The 23977-nt window shown below is 72.7% G+C and carries 21 protein-coding genes, 1 tRNA gene and 2 pseudogenes; 12 read left to right on the forward strand and 12 right to left on the reverse strand.

Features of this window, described 5'->3' with window-relative positions:
- Positions 1-127: 127 nt before the first annotated feature.
- Complete coding sequence (locus CLT71_RS13175; protein WP_101367357.1) at positions 128-430, forward strand: hypothetical protein; 303 nt, start codon at positions 128-130, stop codon at positions 428-430.
- A 68-nt stretch (positions 431-498) separates the two neighbouring features.
- On the opposite strand, the gene CLT71_RS13180 is transcribed toward CLT71_RS13175, so the two are convergent.
- The 7 genes and pseudogenes from CLT71_RS13180 to CLT71_RS13205 form a co-directional block, all read right to left on the reverse strand.
- A tRNA-Val gene (locus CLT71_RS13180) sits at positions 499-573 on the reverse strand.
- 123 nt (positions 574-696) lie between these two features.
- Positions 697-1161, reverse strand: coding sequence for a peroxiredoxin (locus CLT71_RS13185; protein WP_101371413.1), 465 nt, complete (start codon positions 1159-1161; stop codon positions 697-699).
- A gap of 150 nt (positions 1162-1311) precedes the next feature.
- Positions 1312-1749: a DUF3052 domain-containing protein gene (locus CLT71_RS13190; protein ID WP_101367358.1), complete on the reverse strand. Its 438-nt coding sequence runs from the start codon at positions 1747-1749 to the stop codon at positions 1312-1314.
- A 111-nt stretch (positions 1750-1860) separates the two neighbouring features.
- Positions 1861-3834 (reverse strand): annotated as a pseudogene (locus CLT71_RS13195) (transketolase C-terminal domain-containing protein); the annotation flags it as partial.
- A gap of 143 nt (positions 3835-3977) precedes the next feature.
- Positions 3978-4338: pseudogene (locus CLT71_RS37965) on the reverse strand (hypothetical protein); the annotation flags it as partial.
- Positions 4339-4514: 176 nt separating this feature from the next.
- Positions 4515-6134 carry a DUF4139 domain-containing protein gene (locus tag CLT71_RS13200; RefSeq protein WP_101367360.1) on the reverse strand — a complete coding sequence of 540 codons (1620 nt, stop codon included), beginning with the start codon at positions 6132-6134 and terminating at the stop codon, positions 4515-4517.
- 69 nt (positions 6135-6203) lie between these two features.
- Entirely contained in the window at positions 6204-6608 is a 405-nt protein-coding gene (locus tag CLT71_RS13205; protein WP_101367361.1) for a YjbQ family protein, read from the reverse strand.
- A gap of 224 nt (positions 6609-6832) precedes the next feature.
- On the opposite strand from CLT71_RS13205, the gene aceE reads away from it, so the two are divergent.
- The gene (aceE, locus tag CLT71_RS13210; RefSeq protein WP_101367362.1) at positions 6833-9589 is read left to right on the forward strand and encodes a pyruvate dehydrogenase (acetyl-transferring), homodimeric type; all 2757 of its coding nucleotides are present in this window, start codon (positions 6833-6835) and stop codon (positions 9587-9589) included.
- A 59-nt stretch (positions 9590-9648) separates the two neighbouring features.
- Here the strand turns inward: aceE and CLT71_RS13215 are convergent, their stop codons facing one another.
- Positions 9649-10086 (reverse strand): SRPBCC family protein, encoded by a 438-nt coding sequence (locus CLT71_RS13215; protein WP_101367363.1) that lies wholly within the window; start codon positions 10084-10086, stop codon positions 9649-9651.
- Positions 10087-10282: 196 nt separating this feature from the next.
- Here CLT71_RS13215 and gltX point away from each other — a divergent pair, with 196 nt between their 5' ends.
- Complete coding sequence (gltX, locus tag CLT71_RS13220) at positions 10283-11692, forward strand: glutamate--tRNA ligase (protein WP_101367364.1); 1410 nt, start codon at positions 10283-10285, stop codon at positions 11690-11692.
- 18 nt (positions 11693-11710) lie between these two features.
- Here gltX and CLT71_RS13225 read toward each other — a convergent pair whose 3' ends face one another.
- A complete protein-coding gene (locus CLT71_RS13225) occupies positions 11711-12340 on the reverse strand; it encodes a copper resistance CopC family protein (RefSeq protein WP_486483241.1) in 630 nt (209 codons plus the stop codon).
- A 206-nt stretch (positions 12341-12546) separates the two neighbouring features.
- Here CLT71_RS13225 and CLT71_RS13230 point away from each other — a divergent pair, with 206 nt between their 5' ends.
- Positions 12547-13203: a hypothetical protein gene (locus CLT71_RS13230; RefSeq protein WP_486483242.1), complete on the forward strand. Its 657-nt coding sequence runs from the start codon at positions 12547-12549 to the stop codon at positions 13201-13203.
- Positions 13204-13250: 47 nt separating this feature from the next.
- Here the strand turns inward: CLT71_RS13230 and CLT71_RS37970 are convergent, their stop codons facing one another.
- The gene (locus CLT71_RS37970; protein WP_486483243.1) at positions 13251-13946 is read right to left on the reverse strand and encodes a hypothetical protein; all 696 of its coding nucleotides are present in this window, start codon (positions 13944-13946) and stop codon (positions 13251-13253) included.
- A 198-nt stretch (positions 13947-14144) separates the two neighbouring features.
- The gene (locus tag CLT71_RS13240; RefSeq protein WP_101367365.1) at positions 14145-14702 is read right to left on the reverse strand and encodes a hypothetical protein; all 558 of its coding nucleotides are present in this window, start codon (positions 14700-14702) and stop codon (positions 14145-14147) included.
- 245 nt (positions 14703-14947) lie between these two features.
- Here CLT71_RS13240 and CLT71_RS13245 point away from each other — a divergent pair, with 245 nt between their 5' ends.
- Complete coding sequence (locus tag CLT71_RS13245) at positions 14948-16564, forward strand: histidine kinase (RefSeq protein ID WP_101367366.1); 1617 nt, start codon at positions 14948-14950, stop codon at positions 16562-16564.
- Positions 16565-16665: 101 nt separating this feature from the next.
- The gene (locus CLT71_RS13250) at positions 16666-17316 is read left to right on the forward strand and encodes a response regulator transcription factor (protein ID WP_101371417.1); all 651 of its coding nucleotides are present in this window, start codon (positions 16666-16668) and stop codon (positions 17314-17316) included.
- Positions 17317-17384: 68 nt separating this feature from the next.
- Here the strand turns inward: CLT71_RS13250 and CLT71_RS13255 are convergent, their stop codons facing one another.
- A complete protein-coding gene (locus CLT71_RS13255) occupies positions 17385-18047 on the reverse strand; it encodes a phosphatase PAP2 family protein (RefSeq protein WP_101367367.1) in 663 nt (220 codons plus the stop codon).
- A 59-nt stretch (positions 18048-18106) separates the two neighbouring features.
- Between CLT71_RS13255 and CLT71_RS13260 the strand changes: the two genes are divergently transcribed.
- From CLT71_RS13260 to CLT71_RS13285, 6 genes are all read left to right on the forward strand, one after another.
- Entirely contained in the window at positions 18107-19327 is a 1221-nt protein-coding gene (locus tag CLT71_RS13260; RefSeq protein WP_101367368.1) for a helix-turn-helix domain-containing protein, read from the forward strand.
- Positions 19328-19460: 133 nt separating this feature from the next.
- On the forward strand, positions 19461-20639 hold the full coding sequence (locus CLT71_RS13265; RefSeq protein ID WP_101367369.1) for an acyltransferase domain-containing protein: 1179 nt from the start codon (positions 19461-19463) through the stop codon (positions 20637-20639).
- A gap of 52 nt (positions 20640-20691) precedes the next feature.
- Positions 20692-21621, forward strand: coding sequence for a beta-ketoacyl-ACP synthase III (locus CLT71_RS13270; protein ID WP_101367370.1), 930 nt, complete (start codon positions 20692-20694; stop codon positions 21619-21621).
- Positions 21622-21753: 132 nt separating this feature from the next.
- Positions 21754-21993: an acyl carrier protein gene (locus CLT71_RS13275; RefSeq protein WP_101367371.1), complete on the forward strand. Its 240-nt coding sequence runs from the start codon at positions 21754-21756 to the stop codon at positions 21991-21993.
- A gap of 2 nt (positions 21994-21995) precedes the next feature.
- Positions 21996-23222, forward strand: a complete 1227-nt coding sequence (gene fabF, locus CLT71_RS13280; protein ID WP_101367372.1) for a beta-ketoacyl-ACP synthase II — start codon at positions 21996-21998, stop codon at positions 23220-23222.
- 121 nt (positions 23223-23343) lie between these two features.
- On the forward strand, positions 23344-23976 hold the full coding sequence (locus tag CLT71_RS13285) for a class I SAM-dependent methyltransferase (RefSeq protein WP_101367373.1): 633 nt from the start codon (positions 23344-23346) through the stop codon (positions 23974-23976).
- The last annotated feature ends 1 nt before the right edge of the window (position 23977 follow it).

Raw genomic sequence — 23977 nt, forward strand, 5'->3', positions numbered from 1 at the left:
CGGCGCGCGCTCACGAGTCAATCTCGGATGCCCGAGCAGAGCGAAGCTTAGGCCACATTTAAAGGAAACCTATGCTGGGCAGTCAGCGGCACCCGCGCATGGGCCAGGACCCCACTCAGGAGACGTCATGATCCCGCAGGGCTATGAGCTGTGGCTGGCCGAGGTCGTGAACGACGGAGATCCCGCCCCGGTCGTCAGCGGGCGGGTCATCGGGTGGCATCTCCCGGTCGACCTGGCAAAGGACACCGAAGGCGCCTGGCAGATCGTGCCGGTGGTCTGCTACGAGGACAGCGACACCGGCAGATGGTGGCCTGACGTGGCCGACGATCCGTGGTTTCTCGGCTCGACCCAGCAGGAGGCGATCGCCAGGGCCAGGCGGTTCCTGGACGGCCGACCGCCGGAGGTCGACGACGGGTCTGCCCCGGACTGACGATTCCAGCCTGCGGGTGAAACGATTCCAGCAAAGCTGGTGACGCGATTCCAGCCCGCTGGTGACGGTGGTGGGCGCGGCAGGTTTCGAACCTGCGACCCCTCGCTTGTAAGGCGAGTGCTCTCCCACTGAGCTACGCGCCCGGAGTGCCTCTGCGGCCTACCGGCGGCGGCAAGCTTACCTGCCGCCCCGGTACCCGCTCCACCCAGTTCGCCGGTCAGCCGCCGTGCGGGCGGCGGCGACCCGGTCGAACGGTGGTGCCGGGCTCAGGTCAGTGCCGCGGCCAGGGCCTTGCGCCAGCCGGCCTGGTCGCGCGCCTCGCCGGGGCCGTTGCGCTCGGCGAAGCGCACCGTACCGGCCTTGTCGATCACGAAGGTGCCACGGTCGGCGAAGCCGGCGGCGTCGTTGAAGACGCCGTACGCCCGGGCAACCGCGCCGTGCGGCCAGAAGTCGGCGAGCATCGGGAACTCGTAGCCCTCCCGCTCGGCCCAGACCTTGTGCGCGTACACCGAGTCGACGCTCACCGTGAGCACCTGCACGTCGTCGTTCTGGTATTCGTGGAGGTTGTCCCGCAGTTCGGCCAGCTCACCCTGACAGGTGCCGGTGAAGGCCAGCGGATAGAAGACGAGCAGCACCACCCGTCGGCCCCGCAGCTCGGCCAGGCTCACCTGCTGGTTGTTCTGGTCCTTCAGCACGAAGTCCGGCGCCTGGGCGCCTACGTCGATCGGCATGCGGTCCTCCCTGGTCATGGCGCACCGGCCGGCTGACCCCTCGGGGTCGGCCGGTACGTCCGGTACGGTGCCCCCGGAAGCACCGTCCGGGGCGATTCTCGCCACGAGCACCGTCCGCGGGTCAGACGGCGCCCGTGCCACTCCTCCGGGCTACTTCTTCGCCTTGGCGCCACGGCGCAGGACCAGGCGCGCTCCGCTCCAGTCCTTGCCCGCGTTCACCGTCGACGTCTGCTGGAGGCCGGCGGTGACCGCCGTCTCGCTGATCTCGCTCGGCTCGACGTGGCCGTCCCGCCCCGCCTTCGGCGTCAGCAGCCACACCACACCGTTGTCAGCCAGCGGGCCGAGGGCGTCGACGAGCATCTCGAACAGGTCACCGTCGCCGTCCCGGTACCAGAGCAGCACCGAGTCCACCACCTCGTCGGTGTCCTCGTCTACCAGCTCTCCGCAGCGATCGGTCAGGGCGTCCCGGAGATCCTGGTCGACGTCGTCGTCGTACCCCATCTCCATGACGACCATCCCCGGCTCGATGCCGAACCGGTCCGCCAGACTCCGTACGCCGTCGGCGGCCTGACCAGCGGTCGCGCTCACTGTCACGTGCCTCCTCATCTCCACTGCCAACGGCATCCGTGCGACACCGATGACGCAAAGTCCACACAGTTGTCCGGTCGCGCGCAAGTGGCGCACCGAGTCGAAGGGAATTTACCGTGCCAGCAGCGTTCGGGCACCCTGGGTAATGGCCTCTTCGGAGACCAGTACGTGACGGGCAGCCGGACCTAACGGGACAAAAGTATCGATAGAAGCTACCCTACGGGCGGAACCGACAAAACCGGCATCAACCAGCGCCGCCACCACCCCCTCACCGACCCCGCCGGACCGGCGCGTCTCGTCCACGACCAGCACCCGGCCGGTGGCCTGGGCCTCCCGGATGATGTCCGCCACCGGCAGCGGAGCCAGCCAGCGCAGGTCGAGCACCCGGACGCCGACATCCTCCTCGGCCAGCTTCGCAGCGGCCCGCAGCGACATGCGAACGCCATTACCGAACGTGATGATCGTGACGTCCTCGGCCGAGCCGACGCCGTACACCCGGCCCCGGCCGATCGGCACGTGGCTGGCCGTCCAGCCGCCCGGCCCGAGGTAGGGGGCGAGCCACTCCCCGTCGCCGTCGGCGTGCAGGTCGCGGGTGTGGTAGAGCGCGATCGGCTCCAGGAAGACGCAGACGCTGCCGTCGACCGCCGCGCTGGCCAGGCAGGAGCGCAGCATCGGGGCGGCGTCGTCGGCCCGGGCCGGCACCGCGAGCACCAGCCCCGGAACGTCCCGGAGTACGGCGAGCGAGTTGTCGTTGTGGAAGTGCCCGCCGAACCCGTCCTGGTACGCCAACCCGGCGATCCGCACCACCATCGGGTTGCGGTAGGCGCCCCGGGAGAAGTACTGCATCGTCGCCGCCTCGCCCCGCAACTGGTCCTCGGCGTTGTGCAGGTACGCCAGGTACTGGATCTCGGGCACCGGCAGCATCCCGCTCAGCCCGGCACCGAGCCCGAGCCCGAGGATCGAGGTCTCGTCCAGCAGCGTGTCGAAGACCCGTGGCGCGCCGAACCGCTCCCGCAGGCCCTTCGTCACCCCGTACACCCCGCCCTTGGCCGCCACGTCCTCGCCGAAGACGGTCATGCCCGGATAGTCGAGCAGCCCGTCGGCGAGCGCGGCGTTGATGGTCTGGGCCAGGGTGAGCGGGCCGGCCTGCTCCGGCAACTTGCCGTCGAAGGCGGCACTGCGCAGCGCCGCGCCCGGCCCGGCGGCCCGGCCGGCGGCGTCGGTGACCGCCCGGGCGACCCGGACCGGCCGCCGGGGTGCCAGCGGCGCCACGATGTCCGCCGCGCTCTCCAACTTGCGCTCGCCGAGCACCTCCTCGGCGACCTTGCGGACCTGCCAGCCGACCTCGTCGTAGCGGGCGATCAACTCCTCCGGGGTGGCCAGGCCGGCCTCGGCGAGCACCCGGGCGGTGGCCACCAGCGGATCCCGCTGCACGTCCCGGTCGATCTCGGCGGCACTCCGGTACGCGATCTCGGCGTCCGCGCCGGCGTGCCCCATCAACCGCACCGTGGACAGGTGCAGTACGGCCGGCCGGCGGTGCCGGCGCACCCAGGCCGCCGCCTCGACCGCCACGTCGTACGTCTCGACCAGGTCGCAGCCGTCAGCGGAGAAGTACCGGATCCCGGGCTTGGCCCGCAGCGTCTGCGCCACCCAGCCGTCGGGTGACCTGACGCTGATCCCGAGCCCGTTGTCCTCGCAGACGAAGAGCACCGGGATGCGCAGCCCGGTGTGGTCGCACCAGCCGGCGGTGTTGAACGCGGCGACGGCGGTGGCGTGGTTCACCGACGCGTCGCCGAACGAGCAGACCACTATGGCGTCGGCCGGCCAGGCCGGATCGGTCTCGCCGCGCGGCCGTGCCGGGGCGCCGGCCGCCCGCCGACCGCTCGGCCGGCCCCGAGCGTCACCGAGCCGGCGCAGCCGTTCGATGGCGAAGCCGATCCCGACCGCCCGGGGCAGGTGCGAGGCGATGGTGGAGGTGGTCGGCACGACGGCGACCGAGGCGTTGCCGAAGACCTTGTGCCGGCCGCCGGCGATCGGCTCGTCGGCGGAGGCCACCACCCCGCGCAGCACGTCCCGGGCGGCGTCGAGGACCGCCTCCGGCGCGCCTGCCCCGTCGTCGGCGTCACCGTCGGCGGAGTTCCCGTTGCCGTCCTGGCCGCGCATCGCCTCGGCCACCCGTTCGGCGACCCCGACCCGGTGCGCCAGACCGTCGGCCTGCCCGGCCGGGGCGGCGGAACCCTCGGCCTCGGCCTGGGCGACCCGGGCGCAGTAGAAGGCGCCGGACCGGTAGTGCAGCAGGGCCGGATCGGTGGACCGGACCGCGAGCGCCACCGCGGCGTTGCCCTCGTGGCCGGAGGAACCGATCGTGTAGAACCCCTCGCCGAAGCTGCGCAGCCAGCGCGCCGCGAGATCAAGGTGCCGGCTGACCAGCTGGGCGTCGAACAGTTCCAGGGCCGTCCGGCCGTCGAGCGTGCCGCCGTCCCGGACCGGCTCCTGCGCCGTACGCCCGGTCGCCGACACCTCGATGGCGCCGACCGCCTCCCGGAACCGTTCGTCGAGATCTTGGGGGGTGGTCACGTCCGACAGCATTACCGACGTCGGCCACCCGTGACCACTCAGACACGTCACAACCGCCCGTGGCGTCGGCGACTCTCCGTACGGGACCGTCCGGCGCGCCGTACTCTCCCGCTCACCGGCGCCGCGGTCGGGGCCGCCGGCACGATGACCGGCCTGCCCCGCCGCGACCGCCGCCGCCCGGCCGCCGGCTACTCGCGCCAGCCGAGCAGTTCGACCCCCTTGGCCAGCTCCACCCGCACCCCGGTGACGATCTCCCGGGACCCGCCGGGCGGCAGCTCCACCCGCCAGATCAGCTCGCCGAGCGCGGCCCGCTCGTCCGGCGCCGGATCGAGCCGCAGCTCCCGGACCGTGATCCCGTCGCTCTGCGACACCGGAAGCTGGTCGCGCACCGTCAACCGGGCCGGCCGGGGAGTGTGGTTGGCCACTGTGATCCGGTACTCGACCTCGCGCCGCCGGGTCGAGCCCAGGGTGGCCTTGGTGTCGCTGCGCCGCACCAGCTCCCGCTTCACCCGGATCCGGTCGTCGAGCCCGAGCGCCACCTCGACCTCCTCCCCCGGCGCCCAGGTCGGCAGCGAGGTGCCGCCGACGAAGTCGCCACCGTGGAACACCGAGGCGGGTCCGGGCAGCAGGGTGTGTTCGGAACCGTTGACGGCGGTGGCCCGCAGGTGCACCCCGGGGGTACGCACCGGCGCGGTCACGTGGTCGAGCCGGGCCGCCAGCTCCAGTACGGCGACGACGGCCCGGTGCGCGCCCCCGTCCGCCGGTACCGCCACCGGGCGGGCCGGTCGGTAGGTGGCGGCCAGTACGCCCTGGGTGAGGGTGGCCCCGGACTGTGCCATCCGCGCGGGGCGGGGCGCGGCACCGAGCGCCTGGGCCTTGCCGGCGGCACCCGGTACCGGCATCGGGGGCATCGGTCCGCCGGCCGGCCGCCCAGCCCTCTCCTGCTGCATCCGGACCGGTTCCGCCTGGCGGAGATACCACGGATCCAGCTCCGGCAACTCGGTGCCGGTCGCCGGACGGGCGGTGGAGAGCAGCAGTTCACACTCCGGCCAGTCCTCCCCGGTGCGCTGGCTGACCAGCCCGAACCAGGTGACCGTCAGCGTCTCGTCGACCAGTCGCAGGTCGTACGAGGAGGTCCAGCCGGCGCCCTCCACCACGTACGACAGCTCGAGCTGGATCTCGGCGGACCGCTGCAGTGCGGTCGGCTCGTCGTCACCGTCCGGCTCGACCCGCAGGGTCACCTCGGCGGCCAGCCGGTCCGGTGACCGCCGGCCGGAGAGCGCGGCGATCTCCCGCTCGACGGCGGCCAGCCGTTCCCGGGCCTCCTCCTGCTGACGGGCCAGTTCCCGCCGCCGGGCCTGGCTCGCGGCGGTCTGCTCGGCCACCGAGTCGGTGAAACCGGCGACGTCGCCCGGGGTGGCGTCCCCGGCCGCCAGCGCGCGGGCGTAGCTGGCACCGGCCCGCTGGGTGAGCAGGGTCAGGAAGTCGGCGCGCTGCTGCTCGACGGCTTCGGCGTCGGCCAGCCCGGCCAGTTCGGCAGTGATGTCACGACGCCGCTGCGCGAGTTCGGCGGCGGTCCCCTCGGTGGCCCGGGGCAGCACCTCGGTCGACACGTCCACCCCGAGTACGGTCGCCGGGCCGCGTCCGCCGACCCGCAGCGAGTCGCGGAGCAGCCCGAGCGGCAGTGGTCCGATCCGGACCCGGTGTTCCCCGGTCGGGAGTTGGAGGTCGGTCCGGCGGGTCACCCGGGCCCGGTCTGGATAGACCGTCACGGCGACGATCGGCGCGTCGATTGGGGATGGGGTCATCGCGCGAGGCTACCGATCCACCGCCACACCGGACCGTCCCGAGTCCCGGCCGGGCCGGCAGCGGAACGGTCAGCCGGGCAGGAAGGAGAACCGGACCTGCCGGGTGGTGTTGTCGCCGTTCGGGTCGACGAGGCAGATCGACTGCCAGGTGCCGAGCGCGAGCCGGCCGTCCAACACCGGCAGGGTCGCGTACGGCGGCAGGAAGGCGGGCATGACGTGGTCCCGGCCGTGCCCCGGTGAGCCGTGCCGGTGCCGCCAACGGTCGTCGGTGGGGAGCAGGTCGTCAAGCGCGGTCAGCAGGTCGTCGTCGGAACCCGCCCCGGTCTCGATGATCGCCAGGCCGGCGGTGGCGTGCGGCACGAAGACGTGCAACAGCCCGTCGCCCCGACCGGCGAGGAACCGTTCGGCCTCCCGGGTGATGTCCTGGACGACGGGCCGGGAACCGGTCCGAACGGTGATCACCTCACTCTGCATCCACCCAGTCTCCCCGACCGGTCGGCGCCAGGTCCGGCCGGACCGCTTTCCGCCCCGCCGCGCGGTTCCGGAATGCCCGGGGCGAGAACGACGCGTTGCCGGGAAGTTACCGCCTGGTACCTGTGTCGCGCGTCGCCTCTGCCCGGCCTAGAGGTGACGGAGCCAGGCATGAGGGGGCAGGATGGCGCTAGAGACCTATCCCACACACAACCTAGGGAACGCCTGTGGCCACGGAACGCAAGCGCCCGGTGATCAGCGACGGCCTACCGAGCCAGCTTCCGGACATCGACCCCGAAGAAACCAGCGAGTGGGTCGAGTCACTCGACGGTGTCATTGACGAGCGCGGTGCCAAACGCGCCCGCTACGTCATGCTGCGCCTGCTGGAGCGGGCCAGGGAGCGCCAGGTGGGGGTGCCGCCCCTGACCACCACCGACTACATCAACACCATCCCGCCGGAGCAGGAACCCTGGTTCCCGGGGGACGAGCACATCGAGCGGCGGATCCGGGCGTACATCCGGTGGAACGCCGCCATGCTTGTGCACCGGGCGCAGCGGCCGGAGATCGGCGTCGGTGGGCACATCTCCACCTACGCCAGCTCGGCGTCGCTCTACGAGGTCGGGTTCAACCACTTCTTCCGGGGCAAGAACCACCCGGGCGGCGGCGACCAGATCTTCTACCAGGGCCACGGCTCCCCCGGCATGTACGCCCGGGCGTTCCTGGAGGGGCGGCTGACCGAGGACCAGCTCGACGGCTTCCGCCAGGAGCTGTCGCATCCGGGCGGCGGCCTGCCGTCGTACCCGCACCCTCGGCTGATGCCGGACTTCTGGGAGTTCCCCACCGTCTCGATGGGGCTCGGCGGGATCAACGCGATCTACCAGGCCCGGTTCAACCGCTACCTCCAGCACCGGGGCATCAAGGACACCTCCCAGCAGCACGTCTGGGCGTTCCTCGGCGACGGTGAGATGGACGAGGTGGAGTCGCTCGGCGCGATCGGCGCGGCCGCCCGCGAGGAGCTGGACAACCTCACCTTCGTGATCAACTGCAACCTGCAGCGGCTGGACGGGCCGGTGCGGGGCAACGGCAAGGTGATCCAGGAGCTGGAGTCGTTCTTCCGGGGCGCCGGCTGGAACGTGATCAAGGTGGTCTGGGGCCGGGAGTGGGACCCGCTGCTCGCCGCGGACACCGACGGCGCGCTCGTCAACCTGATGAACACCACGCCGGACGGCGACTACCAGACCTACAAGGCGGAGTCCGGGGCGTACGTCCGGGAGCACTTCTTCGGCCGCGACGCGCGCACCCGCAAGATGGTCGAGGGGCTCTCCGACGACGAGATCTGGAACCTCAAGCGAGGCGGGCACGACTACCGCAAGCTCTACGCGGCGTACAAGGCGGCGGTCGAGCACACCGGCCAGCCGACGGTGATCCTGGCGAAGACGATCAAGGGCTGGACCCTCGGGTCGAGCTTCGAGGGCCGCAACGCCACGCACCAGATGAAGAAGCTCACCCTGGACGACCTGAAGAGCTTCCGCGACCGCCTCTACCTGGACATCCCCGACTCGGCGCTGGAGACCAACCCCTACCTGCCGCCGTACTACCACCCGGGCGAGAAGTCCGAGGAGATGGAATACCTGCGCGAGCGGCGCCAGCAGCTCGGCGGCTACCTGCCGAGCCGGCGTACCGACCCGACGCCGCTCCCGGTGCCGGGCAGCGAGCGCTTCGGCGACGTCAAGAAGGGCTCCGGCAAGCAGAAGATCGCCACCACCATGGCCTTCGTCCGGCTGCTCAAGGACGTGATGAAGGACCGGGAGTTCGGCAAGCGGTTCGTGCCGATCATCCCGGACGAGGCGCGCACCTTCGGGATGGACTCGCTCTTCCCGACCCAGAAGATCTACTCGCCGCACGGCCAGAAGTACACCTCGGTCGACCGGGAGCTGTTCCTGTCGTACAAGGAGTCGACGAGCGGGCAGATCCTGCACGAGGGGATCAACGAGGCGGGTTCGGTGGCCTCGTTCACCGCCGCCGGTACGTCGTACGCCACGCACGGCGAGCCGATGATCCCGCTGTACATCTTCTACTCGATGTTCGGCTTCCAGCGCACCGGCGACGCGTTCTGGGCGGCGGCCGACCAGATGGCCCGGGGCTTCGTGCTCGGCGCCACCGCCGGCCGGACCACCCTCAACGGTGAGGGCCTGCAACACGAGGACGGCCACTCGCACCTGCTCGCGGCGACCAACCCGGCCGTGGTGGCGTACGACCCGGCGTTCGCGTTCGAGATCGCGCACATCTTCGAGAACGGCCTGCACCGGATGTACGGCGACAAGCCGGAGAACATCTTCTACTACCTGACCGTCTACAACGAGCCGATCCTCCAGCCGGTGGAGCCGGAGAACGTGGACGTGGAGGGGCTGCTCAAGGGGATCTACCGGTACTCGCCGGCCGGATCGGTCGACGGGCCGGACGGTGCCGAGGCGCCCCGGGCCAACATCCTCGCCTCCGGCACCGGCATGCAGTGGGCGCTCAAGGCGCAGAACCTGCTGGCCCAGGACTGGGGGGTGGCGGCCGACGTCTGGTCGGTGACCTCCTGGACCGAGCTTCGCCGGGACGCGGTGGAGTGCGAGGAGTACAACCTCCTGCACCCGGGCGACGAGCCGCGGCTGCCGTACATCCAGCGCAAGCTGGCCGACGCCGACGGACCGGTGGTGGCGGTCAGCGACTGGATGCGGGCGGTGCCGGACCTGATCTCGCGGTGGATCCCCGGCGACTACACCTCGCTCGGTACCGACGGTTTCGGGCTCTCGGACACCCGGCACGCGCTGCGCCGGCACTTCCATGTGGACGCCGAGTCGGTGACCGTGGCGACGCTGCGCCAGTTGGCGCGGCGTGGCGTGGTGCCGCCGTCGGTGCCGGCCGAGGCCGCGAAGAAGTACGCGATCGACGACATCGCGGCGGCTCCGGTGGGCGAGACCGGCGGGGACTCCTGACGGTTCCGCACTGATCCGGCCACGAGGGGCGGGACGTCGCGACGGCGACGGCCCGCCCCTCAGCCGACCGTGGCCAGCCCGGTGAGCCGGGCGAGCGAGCCCTCCAGGTCGGCACCCACCCGACGCATCCCCCAGCGCAGCAGCGCCCCGCTGACCGGGCCGGCGGGCCAACGGACCATGATCAGGCGTACCGAGGTGCCGTCCTCCTCCGGTGCGAGTTCGACGTAGACCTCGGTACGGGCCTCGGCCCGGGCACCGGAGCCCTCGGCCCGTTCCCGCCACGCGATCAGGGTCGGCTCCTGGTACGCGATCACCTCGGCGTCCAGCGCCCGCCCGGCCGCGTGCACCCGCTGGCGGCGGCCGATGCCCTCCCCGGAGAGCACCTCCGCCTGTCGTACCCCGGCCAGCCAGCCAGGCAGGTGTTCGGCCCGCTGAACGAGGTCCCACACCGCCTCGATCGGTGCGGACACCCGCGTGCTGCGTTCGATGAGCATCATCCTCAGTCGCCTCCATTGCGGACAACCCGTGACCATTGGCAGCTTATTCACGATTACGGACGAAAACGGACGATTAGCCACCGACACGCCGGGGGAAACTACCGTGGTGGAATTCGCCGTCCCACCGACCCTCCGGCGCCCTCTAACGGGGAAACCTGGTGGCGGGCCGCCCTGGGGCCGTGCGTAGGCTGGGGCCGTGACGGTACGCGTACGCTTTGCCCCCTCCCCGACCGGAATGTTCCACGTCGGCGGCGCCCGCTCGGCCCTGCAGAACTGGATCTTCGCCAAGCAGCAGGGCGGCGTCTTCGTGCTGCGGATCGAGGACACCGACGCGGCCCGCAACCGGCCGGAATGGATCGAGGGGATCCTCTCCGCACTGGACTGGATCGGGATCGCCCGGGGCAGCTACGAGGGACCGTACTTCCAGTCGGCCAACGCGGGCGAGCACCGCGACGCCGCGACCCGGCTGCACCGCGACGGCCGGGCGTACTACTGCGACTGCACCCGGGAGGCGATCCAGGCCCGCACCGGGTCGCAGTACCAGGGCTACGACGGCTTCTGCCGCGACCGTGGCCTCGAAGCGGCACCGGGCCGGGCCCTGCGGTTCCGCACCCCCGACGAGGGCGAGACGGTGGTCGTCGACCTGATCCGGGGCGAGCCGACCTTCGAGAACAAGCTCATCGAGGACTTCGTGATCGCCCGGGGCGACGGCTCGCCGGTCTTCCTGCTGGCCAACGTCGTGGACGACCTCACCATGGGCATCACGCACGTGATCCGAGCCGAGGAGCACCTGCCGAACACCCCCAAGCAGCAGCTCCTCTGGGACGCGCTCGGGGTCAAGCCGCCGGTCTGGGCACACGTGCCGGTGGTGGTCAACGAGAAGCGGCAGAAGCTCTCCAAGCGGCGCGACAAGGTGGCCCTGGAGGCGTACCGGGACGAGGGTTACCTCGCCGACGCGATGCGCAACTACCTGATGCTGCTCGGCTGGGCGCCCTCCGGCGACCGGGAGATCGTGCCGTGGTCGGTGATCGAGTCCGAGTTTCGGCTCGCCGAGGTGAACCCGTCACCCGCGTTCTTCGACGAGAAGAAACTGCGGGCGTTCAACGGTGAATACATCCGGGCGCTGCCGGTCGACGAGTTCGTCGCGGCCTGCCAGCCGTGGCTGACCGGTACCGGCACCATCGCCCCGCCGCCCTGGCAGCCCGCCGAGTTCGACCCGGCCGCGTTCGCCGCGGTGGCACCGCTGGCACAGACCCGGATCGCCGTACTCAGCGAGATCGTGCCGAACGTCGACTTCCTCTTCCTGGACTCGCCGCTGATCGACGAGGCGGCCTGGGCCAAGGCCATGAAGGAGGGTTCCGCCGACCTGCTCGACGAGACGATCGCCGCCTTCGAGGCGCTGCCGGAGTGGGCGGCCGAGTCACTGAAGGCGACCCTGGAGGAGGTCGGCGCCCGCCGTGGGCTCAAGCTCGGCAAGGCGCAGGCGCCGGTCCGGGTGGCCGTGACGGGGCGCAGCGTCGGGCTGCCGCTCTTCGAGTCGCTTGCCGTACTCGGTCGGGAGCGTAGCCTGACCCGGCTCCGCGCTGCCCGGCTCCGACTGGTCTGACCGGCGGAACCCCTCGGCTCACCGACCCTTCGACCCCGAGGCCCGGCGGCGGAGCAGCACCCCGCCGGCCAGCGCGGCGAGCGCCAGCACGACAGCGGCGATCCACCACCACCCCGGACCTGACGAGTCGGCCGCCGGGCTCAGCGGCCCGGCCTCGGCCGGCGACGGCGCAGCGGCCGACCCGGTACCGGCCGGGGTCGGCCCGGCCGCCGAAGACGGGGCGGCCGTCGGGGTGGCGCCCACGGTGAGGGTGAACCGGACCTCCCCCTTGACCGGGTGCCCGTCGCTGGAGGCGACCTGGTAACCGACGATGTAGAGCCCGGCGGCCCCCGGCCGGACCGGCACGGTCACCCGGGCGCCGGCGAAGACCGGCTCCCCCGCCGCCGCGTCGACGTTGTCCGGGCCGGTTACCGTGACCTTCGTGGTGCTGGGGTCGAGTTTGTTCAGAAAGTTCAGCCGCACGCTGGCCGGCGCCTTGTCGAGCCGGGCGCCGTTGCGGGGGTCGCTTCCGGTGAGCGAGTTATGCGCGGCGGCGGGAGTGGCCGGCAGCAGCACGCTGAGCGCCAACACGACGACGCTCAGCACCAGTGTCCCGACACGGGTGACCCGGGGCCCCATGATCGCCTCCATCCCGCTACGATTTCGCACAACTGATCATTGGTTCGTCACTTAGTCGACCCTAGATCGCAGATAGTTCCAAATAACCGCTCGTCCAGGTGCAACCGAGCGGCGTTCTGCGGAGTCTTTGTAGTGAGTACGACAGCTCCATCCCGGACAGTGTCGTGCACGCCACCGACCAACCAGCGCGTGACCTGCATCATGGCCACCATCGAGACGGGGCGAGGAGGTCGGCGATGGCCGGAGAGGTGAGTCGTCGGCTTGTCGGCGTGACCACGTTGTTGATCGCGGCGGCCAGTTGGCTCGGAATCGCGGGCGCAGCCCATGCGAAGCCGGCCAGACCGACGTCGGTGGTGATCACCGGCAAGGACCTGCCGACCCCGGTGACCATCCGGGCCCAGGGCAAACCCGACCTCTTCGCCGCGCTCCTCGACCAGGTGGGCTTCCTGAAGACGGGCGCCGGCAACACCGGTGGGCTGAAGGCCGCCGACCTGGGTCCCAAATACACCATGGTGGTGCACGTCGGCGACGCCGCACAGCAGTCGTACGACCTCTACCCGCTGGCCAAGGGCGGCCCACGGGTGTATCGACCGGCCCGGCAGCCGGACAAGAGCCAGCCCGGCGCGGCCTGGTTCTTCGGCCGGCTGACCATGGCGGAGACCCTGCTGGCGGCCGGTGCGCCACTGCCCGAACAGACCGTCACAAGCCTGCACGGCGGCGGGATCGGCGGCGGCGAGCGGGTGATCCCCGACGAGGCGATCGGCACCAGCAAGGACGTCGACCGGCTCTTCGGTGAGCTGCGGCAACTGATGCTGCTCAACGGCGCCGTGCTGCTCTCCATCACGCTGGGGCTCGCCGGCATCGCGCTGCTGGTCCGACGCCGTACCCGCTGACCGGGGTCCGTACCGGGGTCGGGGGCAGTCGCGGCAGGAGGCGGGACTCAGCACCAGCGACGCGGTGGGCGGTCCCGCCGGACCGAGCGCCGCGACGGGCGTACGGCCCCGTGCCGGTGCGCCCCGGCCCAGCCCGGCAGGTCGGTCTGACAGCCCGGCGTACGCCGGCTCGCCGGCTCGGGCGGCGCCCCCGGCACCTCGTCCGGCTCGCCCGGTCGGCTGGCGGCACCCGTCGACCGGCCCCGGTCGTCGCCGTCCGGCTCGCCCGCTCGGGGCCGGGGAACCAGCCTCGACCGGTCGCCGAGCCGCCCGGGATCGGTCGAGTCGCCCAGCCGCCCCGGATCTGTCGACGCGTGCTCCGAGCCGCCCGCCTCGGAAGCCAGGACGGCGCCCTCCCCCGGCTGGCCGGGCAGCGCCGCGCCGGCCTGCTCGTCGGTTGTCGACGGTCCGGCCGGACGCGCACCGGTCCACGCCGCCGGGCGCGTCACGGACGACTCAGCGCGGTGCTCGCCATCGGTCAGCTGCACAGCGGCGTCGACCGGCTCGGTGGGCGGCAACCGATCCACCGGCTCGGCACCGGGTCGGGTGGGCGTCGCGTCGAGCGGACCCGCCGGCAGCCCCGCGCTGGCACCACAGACCCAGCGGAACCTCCCGACCGGGCCGGGCGGGGGCAGCGGCCCACGATCGCCAAGCAGCGAGTCCTGCTCGTCCTCCGAACAGCCACGCTCGGCGTCATGCGCCATCCATGCCTCCTCACACGCTCGCCGCCGGGTGGGCGGTCGCCCCGGCGCGCGACGCCCACGCGGTTGACGGTGAGTCAGTGCGGGAAAGCGCATCACCGGGACCTTGTCACCGTACTGGTCCCGGATGACGAGTTCGACGTCGCCGTGGCGAGAAACCGCTGCGTCGCGCCGGTGTGGAAGCTTCAGGTCACGAACCGGTCAACCTCTGACCGGCGGGGACTCCGGCTCGGCGGGCTTGGGAAAGACCGTCGCCCAGACCGGGAAGGCGACGAGCCAGATCGCCATCGCCGCGCTCAGCCGCCCGATCCAGGCCGTCAGCTCGGCGGTACGGTCCGGGTCGCCGACCATCAGGATGCCGAGGCCGAGCAGGCCACAGGCGATGGCCCAGCCGAGCAGCCCCTTGGCCCACTCCCACCACTCGTACCGCGCCCGGGCCCAGCCGCCGCTGGGCGGCTTCCACGGTGGCGGCCCGCCCGCGAACCGGTGCGCGAACCGTTGGTCGGCCCAGCGGATCATGCTGTGCCCGAAGGCGACCGAGAAGCCGAGGTACGCCGCCGCCAGCCCGTGCGTGAAGCTCGCGGTGGCACCGGCGCGCAGGTCGAGTACGGTGGCGACCAGGATCACAAGATCGATCAACGGCGTTCCGAGCAGCAGCAACGCGCCGAGCCGGGGCATCCGGAGCGGATAGCGGGCGATCAGGCCGGCGCCGAGCAGCACCCAGAACCCGATCTCGCCCGCGGCGATCACCGCCAGCATGCCGTACCCCCTTGATCCTCACCGGCCGCAGCCCGGTCCGGTCCGGCGCGGCGGTGCTCCCGGCCGCAACTGTGCCGGCCCACCCTCACCAGTCTCGACAACGCGACCGGCTCCGACCTCGGTACCGATGCCGAGATCCGGGTCCGCCGAAAGAGGTACGCGTACACCGTTCGACGGACCCCGGGCCGGCCCGCCTCGTCGTCCGGGCTGACGGGAACGGCCCGCCGGTGTGATGGGATCGGGGAATGACCGCACGGCTCCGCCTGGAACGCGGGTCCCTGTCCCGGGACATCGCGCTGGCGTCCGCGTCCCTGGCCGGCGGGCTGCTGATGATGGCGCTCGGGGTCTACCACCCGCTCAGTCCGAGCCCGCTGGACGCCCCGCCGGGTCTTCCCGTCGGCACCCTCGCCGTGACCTGCCTCGCCGTGGCGCTGCGCCGGGTGGCGACCCGGCTCGGCCTGGCGCTGGGCACCGCGGCCATCGTCGTGGACCTCCTGTACGGATCGTCGCTGGCCACCACGCTGGTCTACACCCAGGTGCTCTTCGACTCCTGCGTCTACGGATCGGCACGGCTCTGGCGCCGGCTGCTCCAGGTCAACCTGGCGCTGACCGTCGCCGCCGCGCTGATCGGGGTCTTCCTGGCCACCCCCGCCTGGCAGGGCATCGGGCTGGCGATTCCGGTGGTGCTGATCGGCGTACTGCCGGTGGTCAGCGGCATCGGCGTCCGGCAGTACCGTGACCAGGCCGCCGCCGAGCGGGCCCGGGCCGAGCAGACCGCCCGGCTGGCCGAACTCGACAGGCGCCAGGCGGTGGCGGCGGAACGGAGCCGGATGGCCCGGGAACTGCACGACGTGATCGCCAACCACCTGAGCGCGGTCGCCATCCACGCCACCGCGGCGCTCTCGGTCCCCGGGCTGGACCGGGCGCAGCTCGACCAGGCGCTGCGGGTGATCCGGGAGAACAGCGTGCAGGGGCTCGCCGAGATGCGGCAGATGATCGGCCTGCTCCGGGAACCGGCCGACCCCGGATCGGTCCCGTTCCCGGCCGAGGCCGCCCCCGGCGGGCCCGACCCGAACCGGCAAGCGACCTCTGCGCAGCCGCAGGCCACCTCGGAACAGCCGCTGCCGGGCACCTCGGAGCAGCCGGCGGGCTCCCCGGGCGGGGGCGGCAGTTCGTCCTCGGCCGCCCGGGGCGGCGTCGACGCGGAGCCGACCGGGGTAGCCACCCGGGGCGGCCACGGCACGGGGCCGGCCGGGGTAGCGGCCCGGGGCGGCCACGGCACGGGGCCGGCCGGGGTAGCGGCCCGGGGCGGCCGCCAGGGCACCGAACCGGGCTGGCTGGGAACTGTCGATGGTCCCGTCCGGGCCCGGCTCGCCGAGGTGGACCGGCTGGTCGGGCAGGCCCGGGACGCCGGCCTGCCGGTACGGTTCGAGACGACCGGCGAGGTACGCCCGCTGCCGGTCGGCGTGGACCTGGCCGCGTACCGGATCGTCCAGGAGGCGCTCACCAACGCGCTCAAACACGGCGCCGGCCAGACCACCCTGACCATCTGCCACGAGCGCCGCTCGGTCAACCTCACCATCGTGAACCCGCTCGCCCGCGCCGGCGAGTCCCTGGGTGCCGGTGCCGGGGTCGCGGCCGGGGCGGGCCTGCCCGGGGCGGGTGCCGGCCTGATCGGGATGCGGGAGCGGGCCGCCCTGCTCGGCGGCCGGTTCGAGGCCGGCCCGCGCGGAACGACCTGGCGGGTGCACGCGGAACTGCCGAACGCCGATCTGCCCGACCTGTCGACCGGGATCGCCGGGCCGGAGGCCGCCGACCGGAAGACCGGCCGTCCGGCGGCGGCACCGCCGGTCCGGCCGTGAGCGGGCCGAACGTCGCCCCGGCCGGCAGCGGCGGCAACGGGTCCACCGTGGACCGGGCCGGCGACGAGCGGCCCGCTGCCCCGTCCGGCGCGGGGCGGACGATCCGGGTGGTGGTCGCGGACGACCAGGACGCGGTACGGGCCGGTCTGGTGCTGATCCTCACCGGTACGCCCGGACTGGAGGTGGTCGGCGAGGCGGCCGACGGCGAGGAGGCGGTGACGCTGTGCCGGCGGCTCCGGCCGGACGTGGCGGTGATCGACGTCCGGATGCCCCGGCTCGACGGCGTCTCGGCGACGGCGGAGATCGTGGCCGAGCAGCTCGCCGACGTCCTCGTGCTGACCACGTTCGACCTCGACGAGTACGTCTTCGGTGCGCTCCGGGCCGGCGCCTCCGGGTTCCTGCTCAAGGACACCGACGCGAGCGGGCTGATCGAGGCGGTGCGTACCGTCGCCCGGGGCGAGGGGATCATCGCCCCGGCGGTGACCCGTCGGTTGATCACCGCCTTCGCCGCCGCCGTGCCGGCCACCCCGGCGAGCGCCCGGACGGCGTTGGCCGAGTTGACGCCACGGGAACGCGACGTGCTGGCCTGTCTCGGCCTGGGCCTGTCCAACCAGCAGATCGCCGAGCGGCTGACGATGGCGGAGAGCACCACCAAGACGCACGTGAGCCGGATCCTCGGCAAACTCGGCCTGCGCAGCCGGGTGCAGGCGGCGATCCTCGCCCAGGAACTGGCGCTGCCGCCACCGCCGTGACCGACCCCGCCGGCAGGCGGCGGGCGCGGCTACCGGAGCGACGCGGTCCGGGCGAGCGGCCGGCGCGGCTACCGGGCGACGCGGTCCGGGCGGGCGGCGGAGACCGGGCCGGTGCCGGCCGGGCGCGGCAGCGCCCACGCGGCCAGCGGGACGACGGCGAGCGCGAGCAGCCAGCCGCCGAGCACATCGGTCGGCCAGTGCGCCAGCAGGGCGACCCGGGTCAGCCCGACGAAGGCGGCGAAGGCCACTGCCAGCCCGACGGTGACCGCCCGGCCCGGTCCGCCGAGCCGGGGCCAGAGCAGGAGTACGGCCACCAGCGCCGCCGCCGCCGCGTTGCTGGTGTGCCCGCTCGGAAAGCCGTTGCTGGTGATCACGACGAAACCGTCCTCCGGCCGGGGGTGGTGCACCAGCCAGTGCATCAGTCCCCAGAGCACCGGGATCAGCACCGTCACCACCACACAGAACGCCGCCGGTCGACGCCCGCCCCGGGCGGCCAGTCCCACCGTGACGGCCAGCCCGGCGACCAGGAACGGCACCGTGGCGGCGACGTCGGTGGCGACCCGCAACATGTCGACGGTGCCGGGGCTGGCGTCGCCGTACCCCCGGAAGGCGTCGCTGACGGCGGTGTCGAAGCTGTCCAGCGGCGCCCAGTCGGCCACGGTCAGGGCGAGCAGCGCCAGGAAACCGGCAAGCGCGAGCAACGGGACGACCAGCGGCGGGCGGGCGACCATCGGGACATGATGCCACGGCCGGTGGCGGCGTCCGGAGTTCCGCGTGGCACGCTGGGCCGATGGCGAGCGAGGCGGGTGACGGCGGACTGGCGGCCACGCTGCGCCGGATCGAGCGGGCGGCGGGCACGCTGGCGAGCGCGAGTGTCTCCCGGATGGACGAGACACTGCCCTGGTTCCGCGGTTTGCCGGCCGAGCAGCGGTCCTGGGTGATGCTTGTCGCCCAGGCCGGCGTCCGGTCCCTGGTCGAGTGGCTGCGGTCGCAGCCGGCCGCCGACGACCGGGGTGGCGCCGACGCCCTCACCGACAGCCCGGACGAGGTCTTCGCCGCCGCGCCCCGGGCGCTGGCCCGGTCGATCAGCCTCCAGCAGACGGTGGCCCTGATCAAGGTGACCATCGACGTGGTGGAGGAGCAGGTGCCGCACCTGGCGGCGCCGGGCGAGGAGCGGCTGCTGCACGAGGCGGTACTCAAATTCTCCCGGGAGATCGCCTTCGCCGCCGCCCGGGTCTACGCCCGGGCCGCCGAGTCGCGCGGCTCCTGGGACGCCCGGCTCCAGGCGCTGCTGGTGGACGCGCTGCTGCGGGGCGACTCGCCAGACGTGCTGGCCAGCCGGGCGGCGGCGCTGGGCTGGACCGACGCCCCACCGGTGGCGGTGGCGGTGGGCCGCTCCCCCGGTGGCGAGGTCGCCGCCGTGCTGCACACCATCTACCGGGTCACCCGGCGACTCGGCCTGGAGATGATCGGCGGGGTGCACGGCGACCGCCTCGTCGTGGTGCTCGGCGGCGCGACCGACCCGCTGGCCGCCACCGCCAAGATGCTCGCCGGCTTCGGCCCCGGCCCGGTCGTGGTCGGTCCGGCGGTACCGAGCCTGGACGCGGCGACCGACTCGGCCCGGGCGGCGCTGGCCGGCTTCCGGGCCGCACCGGCCTGGCCGGCCGCGCCCCGCCCGGTGGCCGCCGCCGACCTGCTTCCCGAGCGGGCCCTGGCCGGCGACCCGGAGGCCCGGCGGGCGCTGCGACAGGACGTCTACGCGGCGCTGGTCCGGGCCGGCGGCGAGCTGTTGGAGACCCTGGACGCGTTCTTCGCCGCCGGCGGGGTGCTGGAGAGTGCCGCCCGGACCCTCTTCGTGCACCCGAACACCGTCCGGTACCGGCTGCGCCGGGTCGCGGATGTGACGGGATTCTCCCCGCTGACCGCCCGGGACGCCTTCGCGCTGCGGATGGCACTGACGATCGGGCGACTGGACCCGGCCGCCCCGGTCGGACCTGGGGCGGGACACTAACCCCGTTTGGGACAGAGGGAACGAGAAGTCCGTGATCGCCATAGATCTTTGTAGGGTCCCCACAAAGGTCGTAGTGTGGATTGGTACATCACGGCAACCACGCCGGGGCACTTGATCCAGGAGAGTCGTAGGCGTGCTCGCCGTACTCTCACCCGGCCAGGGTTCGCAGAAGCCCGGCTTCCTGACTCCGTGGCTCGACCTGCCCGGCACCGAGGCACGGCTGCGCTGGTGGTCCGCCCTGGCCGGCGTCGACCTCGTCCGGCTCGGCACCGAGGGGGACGCCGAGGAGATCCGGGACACCGCGCGTACCCAGCCACTGCTTGTCGGCGCCGCACTACTCGCCGCCGAGCAACTTCCGATGCACGACGTGGCGGTCACCGCCGGGCACAGCGTCGGTGAACTGGCCGCAGCGGCCCTGGCCGGGGTACTGAGCCCGGAGGCGGCGGTGACACTTGCCGGGATACGCGGCCGGGAGATGGCCGCCGCCTGCGCGCTCGAACCGACAGGCATGTCGGCGGTGATGGGCGGCGACCCGGACGAGGTGCTGGCGGCACTGGCGGCACACGAACTGCACCCGGCCAACTTCAACGGTGCCGGCCAGCTCGTGGTGGCCGGCGCTCTCGACCGGCTGGCAAAGTTCGCAGCCAACCCGCCCGCCGGCACCAAGGTGATCGCCCTCAAGGTCGCCGGAGCCTTCCACACCCCGTACATGGCACCCGCCGAGCGGGCCCTCGCCGCCGTCGCCGCCGGGATCGTCCCGGCCGACCCGACCCGGATCCTGCTCTCCAACGCCGACGGTGCCGCCGTCGGGCACGGCCGGGAGCTGCGGCAGCGCCTGGTACGCCAGGTGACCGCCCCGGTCCGCTGGGACCTCTGCGTCCGTCGCCTCGCCGCGCTCGGCGTCACCGCCGTGATCGAGCTGCCCCCGGCCGGCACCCTGGCCGGGCTGATCAAGCGGGAACTCAAGGGCACCGGGCAGGTCCCCGAGATCGTCACCCTGAACACCCCGGGCGACCTGGCCGCGGCCCGTGACCTGATCGCCCGGCACGGCACACCGTCCCGGCCCGCGCCGGCTCCGCCGCGGTTCCGGGTCGTGGTGGCCGGCGCCGCCGGCACCTTCTCTCCGGTCGAGGACCTCGCCGAGGGCGCTGCCATCGAGTCCGGGCAGGTCGTCGGCCACGTCACCACCCGGCAGGGCGCGGTCGAGGTCACCGCGCACGGCTCCGGCGTGCTCACCGAATGGCTCGCCCACCACGACGACCCGGTCGCCCCGGGCCAGCCCCTCGCCCGCATCGGAGGACAGCTTTCATGACCGGCCACCGGGATACTCCGGACCACCGCCTGGCGGTGGCCCGGTGAGCAGGATGATCGCGCTCGGCCACTACCAGCCGTCGCGGGTACTCACCAACGACGACCTGGCCCAGATCGTCGACACCAACGACACCTGGATCCGCGATCGGGTCGGCATCGCCACCCGGCGGATCGCCGACACCGAGACGGTCGCCGACATGGCCGCCGCCGCGGCCGACAAGGCACTGGCCAACTCGGGACTGGCCGCCTCCGACATCGACCTCGTCGTGGTGGCCACCTGCTCGGCCGTGGACCGCAGCCCGAACACCGCCTGTCGGGTCGCCGCCAAGCTCGGCATCGACGCCCCGGGGGCGTTCGACATCAACACCGCCTGCTCCGGCTTCTCCTACGCACTCGGCATCGTCGACCACGCGCTGCGGGCCGGCGCTTCCCGCAACGCCATCGTGATCGGCGCGGAGAAGCTCTCCGACTTCACGGACTGGACTGACCGGTCGACCTGCATCCTCTTCGGCGACGCCGCCGGTGCCGCGGTACTCACCGCCACCGGCGAGGGCGAGCCGGACGGCATCGGGCCGGTGGTCTGGGGTTCGGTCCCGGAGCGCAGCGAGGCGGTCCGGATCGAGGGCTGGCGCCCGTACATCCAGCAGGAGGGGCAGTCGGTCTTCCGCTGGGCCACCACCGCACTGGCACCGCTCGCCCTGAAGGCCTGTGAACGGGCCGGTGTCGCCCCGTCGGAGATCGCCGCGTTCGTGCCGCACCAGGCCAACCTGCGGATCATCGAGGGCATCGCGAAGCGGCTCGACATGCCACAGGCGGTCATCGCCAGGGACATCGTCGAGTCCGGCAACACCTCGGCGGCGAGCGTGCCGCTGGCTCTCTCCAAGCTGGTCGAACGCCGGGAGGTGCCCTCCGGCGCCCCCGTACTGCTGTTCGGCTTCGGCGGCGGCCTCACCTATGCCGGGCAGGTCGTCAGGTGCCCCTGACCGGGTACTCCGGGCCCGGGGCGGCACACCCGCCGGCCCCGACCCACAAACGTCCACCGGTCGAACGCTGACCAGCGGGGGCGGACGGATCCGCCACCGCAGATATCCATCCATGGAGAGGAAAGAACCACAATGACCCGTGACGAGATCACCGCCGGCCTCGCCGAGATCCTCGAAGAGGTCGCCGGCGTGAGCCCGGACGACGTCGCCGAGGAGAAGTCGTTCACCGACGACCTCGACGTCGACTCGCTCTCCATGGTCGAGGTCGTGGTGGCCGCCGAGGAGAAGTTCGGCGTCAAGATCCCGGACAACGACGTGCAGAGCCTCAAGACCGTCGGCGACGCCGTCGCCTACATCGAGGCGCAGTCCTGATCATGAGTCGCCCCGACGTCGTCGTAACCGGGCTCGGCGCGACGACCCCGCTCGGCGGGGACGTCGCGTCGACCTGGGAGGCCATGCTGGCAGGCCGCTCCGGGGTGGGTCCGCTCACCCAGGAGTGGGCCGGGCAGCTTCCGGTACGCATCGCCGCCCAACTCGCCGTCGAACCGACCGAGAAACTTGACCGGGTCAAACTGCGCCGGCTCGACCGGTCGGAGGCGATCGCGCTGATCGCCGCGTACGAGGCGTGGGCGGATGCCGGCCTCGCCGACTCCCCACCGGAGCCGGAACGGCTGGCGGTGAGCGTCGGCTCCGGCATCGGCGGCGCACAGACCCTGCTCGCCCAGGACGACATCCTGGAGGCGTCCGGGCCACGGCGGGTCTCCCCGCACACGGTGCCGATGCTGATGCCGAACGGTCCGGCCGCCTGGGTCGGGCTGGAACTGGGTGCGCAGGCCGGGGTCCACTCGGTGGCCAGCGCCTGCGCCACCGGGGCCGAGGCGATCGCGCACGGACTCGACCTGATCCGCTCCGGTCGCGCCGACGTGGTGGTGGCCGGCGGTACCGAGGCGGTGGTGCACCCGCTGCCGATCGCCGGGTTCGCCTCGATGCGGGCGATGTCGACCCGCAACGAGGACCCGCAACGCGCCTCCCGCCCCTGGGACAAGGCGCGGGACGGCTTCGTACTCGGCGAGGGGGCCGGCACGGTGGTGCTGGAGCGGGCCGACCACGCCGCCGCGCGCGGGGCCAGGGTCTACGCCCGGCTGGCCGGTGCCGCGCTCACCTCCGACGGGTACGACATGGTGCAGCCGCACCCCGAGGGACGCGGGGTGATCCGGGCGATCAACATGGCGATCGCCGACGCCGGCATCGACCGCTCGGACATCGTGCACGTCAACGCGCACGCCACCTCCACCCCGGCCGGTGACATCGCCGAGATCGTCGCGCTGCGCGCCGCGCTCGGCACGCATCCGGTGCTGACCGCCACCAAGTCGATGACCGGGCACCTGCTGGGCGCTGCCGGTGCGCTGGAGTCGATCGCCACCATCCTGTCCATCCGGGACGGGGTGGTCCCACCCACGATCAACCTCGACGACCCCGACGACGCCCTCGACCTGGACGTCGCCGCGCACAAGGCCCGGCAGATGGAGATACCCGCCGCCCTGAACAACGGGTTCGGATTCGGCGGGCACAACGCGGTCCTCGTCTTCGCCCGGGCCTGACCGCCTGCCCGACACCGCCGACGAACGGCGGTGGTAGATTTCGCCTCGTTCCGGCGCCCGCCGCGCCACCAGGTGCGGCGGGCGCCGTTCTCGCAGGACGGCGAGCTGAGGAGAGGCGCGGATGCTGGCGGCGTTGAAGGGGTTGCTCGGGCACGAGGCGCTCTACGTGGCCCTACAGAAGGGCCTGGGCGCGGACCGGCTCCGCTACCGCTGTCTCGACGAACTCGCGCTTACCGACGGCGACACCATCATCGACGTCGGCTGCGGCCCCGCCTACTACTTCGGCCGGCTGCCGAAGGTCCGCTACTACGGCTTCGACACCAGCGAGAAGTACATCGCGCACGCCCGCAAGCGCTGGGGCGGCGACCAGGTCGAGTTCCGCTGCGAGGTCTTCGGCGAGCAGCACCTCGGTGAGATCCCGCCGGCCGACGCGATCCTGCTGCTCGGGCTGCTGCACCACCTCTCCGACGACGAGTGCCGGCACGTGCTGACCGTTTCGGCGAAGGCGCTCGCCCCGGGTGGCCGGGTGATCGCCGTCGACCCCACCCTGGTGCCGGGGCAGCACCCGATCTCGCGCTGGATGTCCAAGAACGACCGTGGCGAGTACGTCCGTACCCCGGAGGCGTTCGTGGCGCTCGGCCGGGAGACCTTCGCGGACGTCGACGGCGAGGTGGTGGACGACGCGACCCGGATACCGACCAGCCACTGGATGATGCGGATGCGCACCCCGGCGCTCGTTCCCGACGCCAACTGAC

The sequence above is a fragment of the Plantactinospora sp. CNZ320 genome, assembly GCF_002846275.1.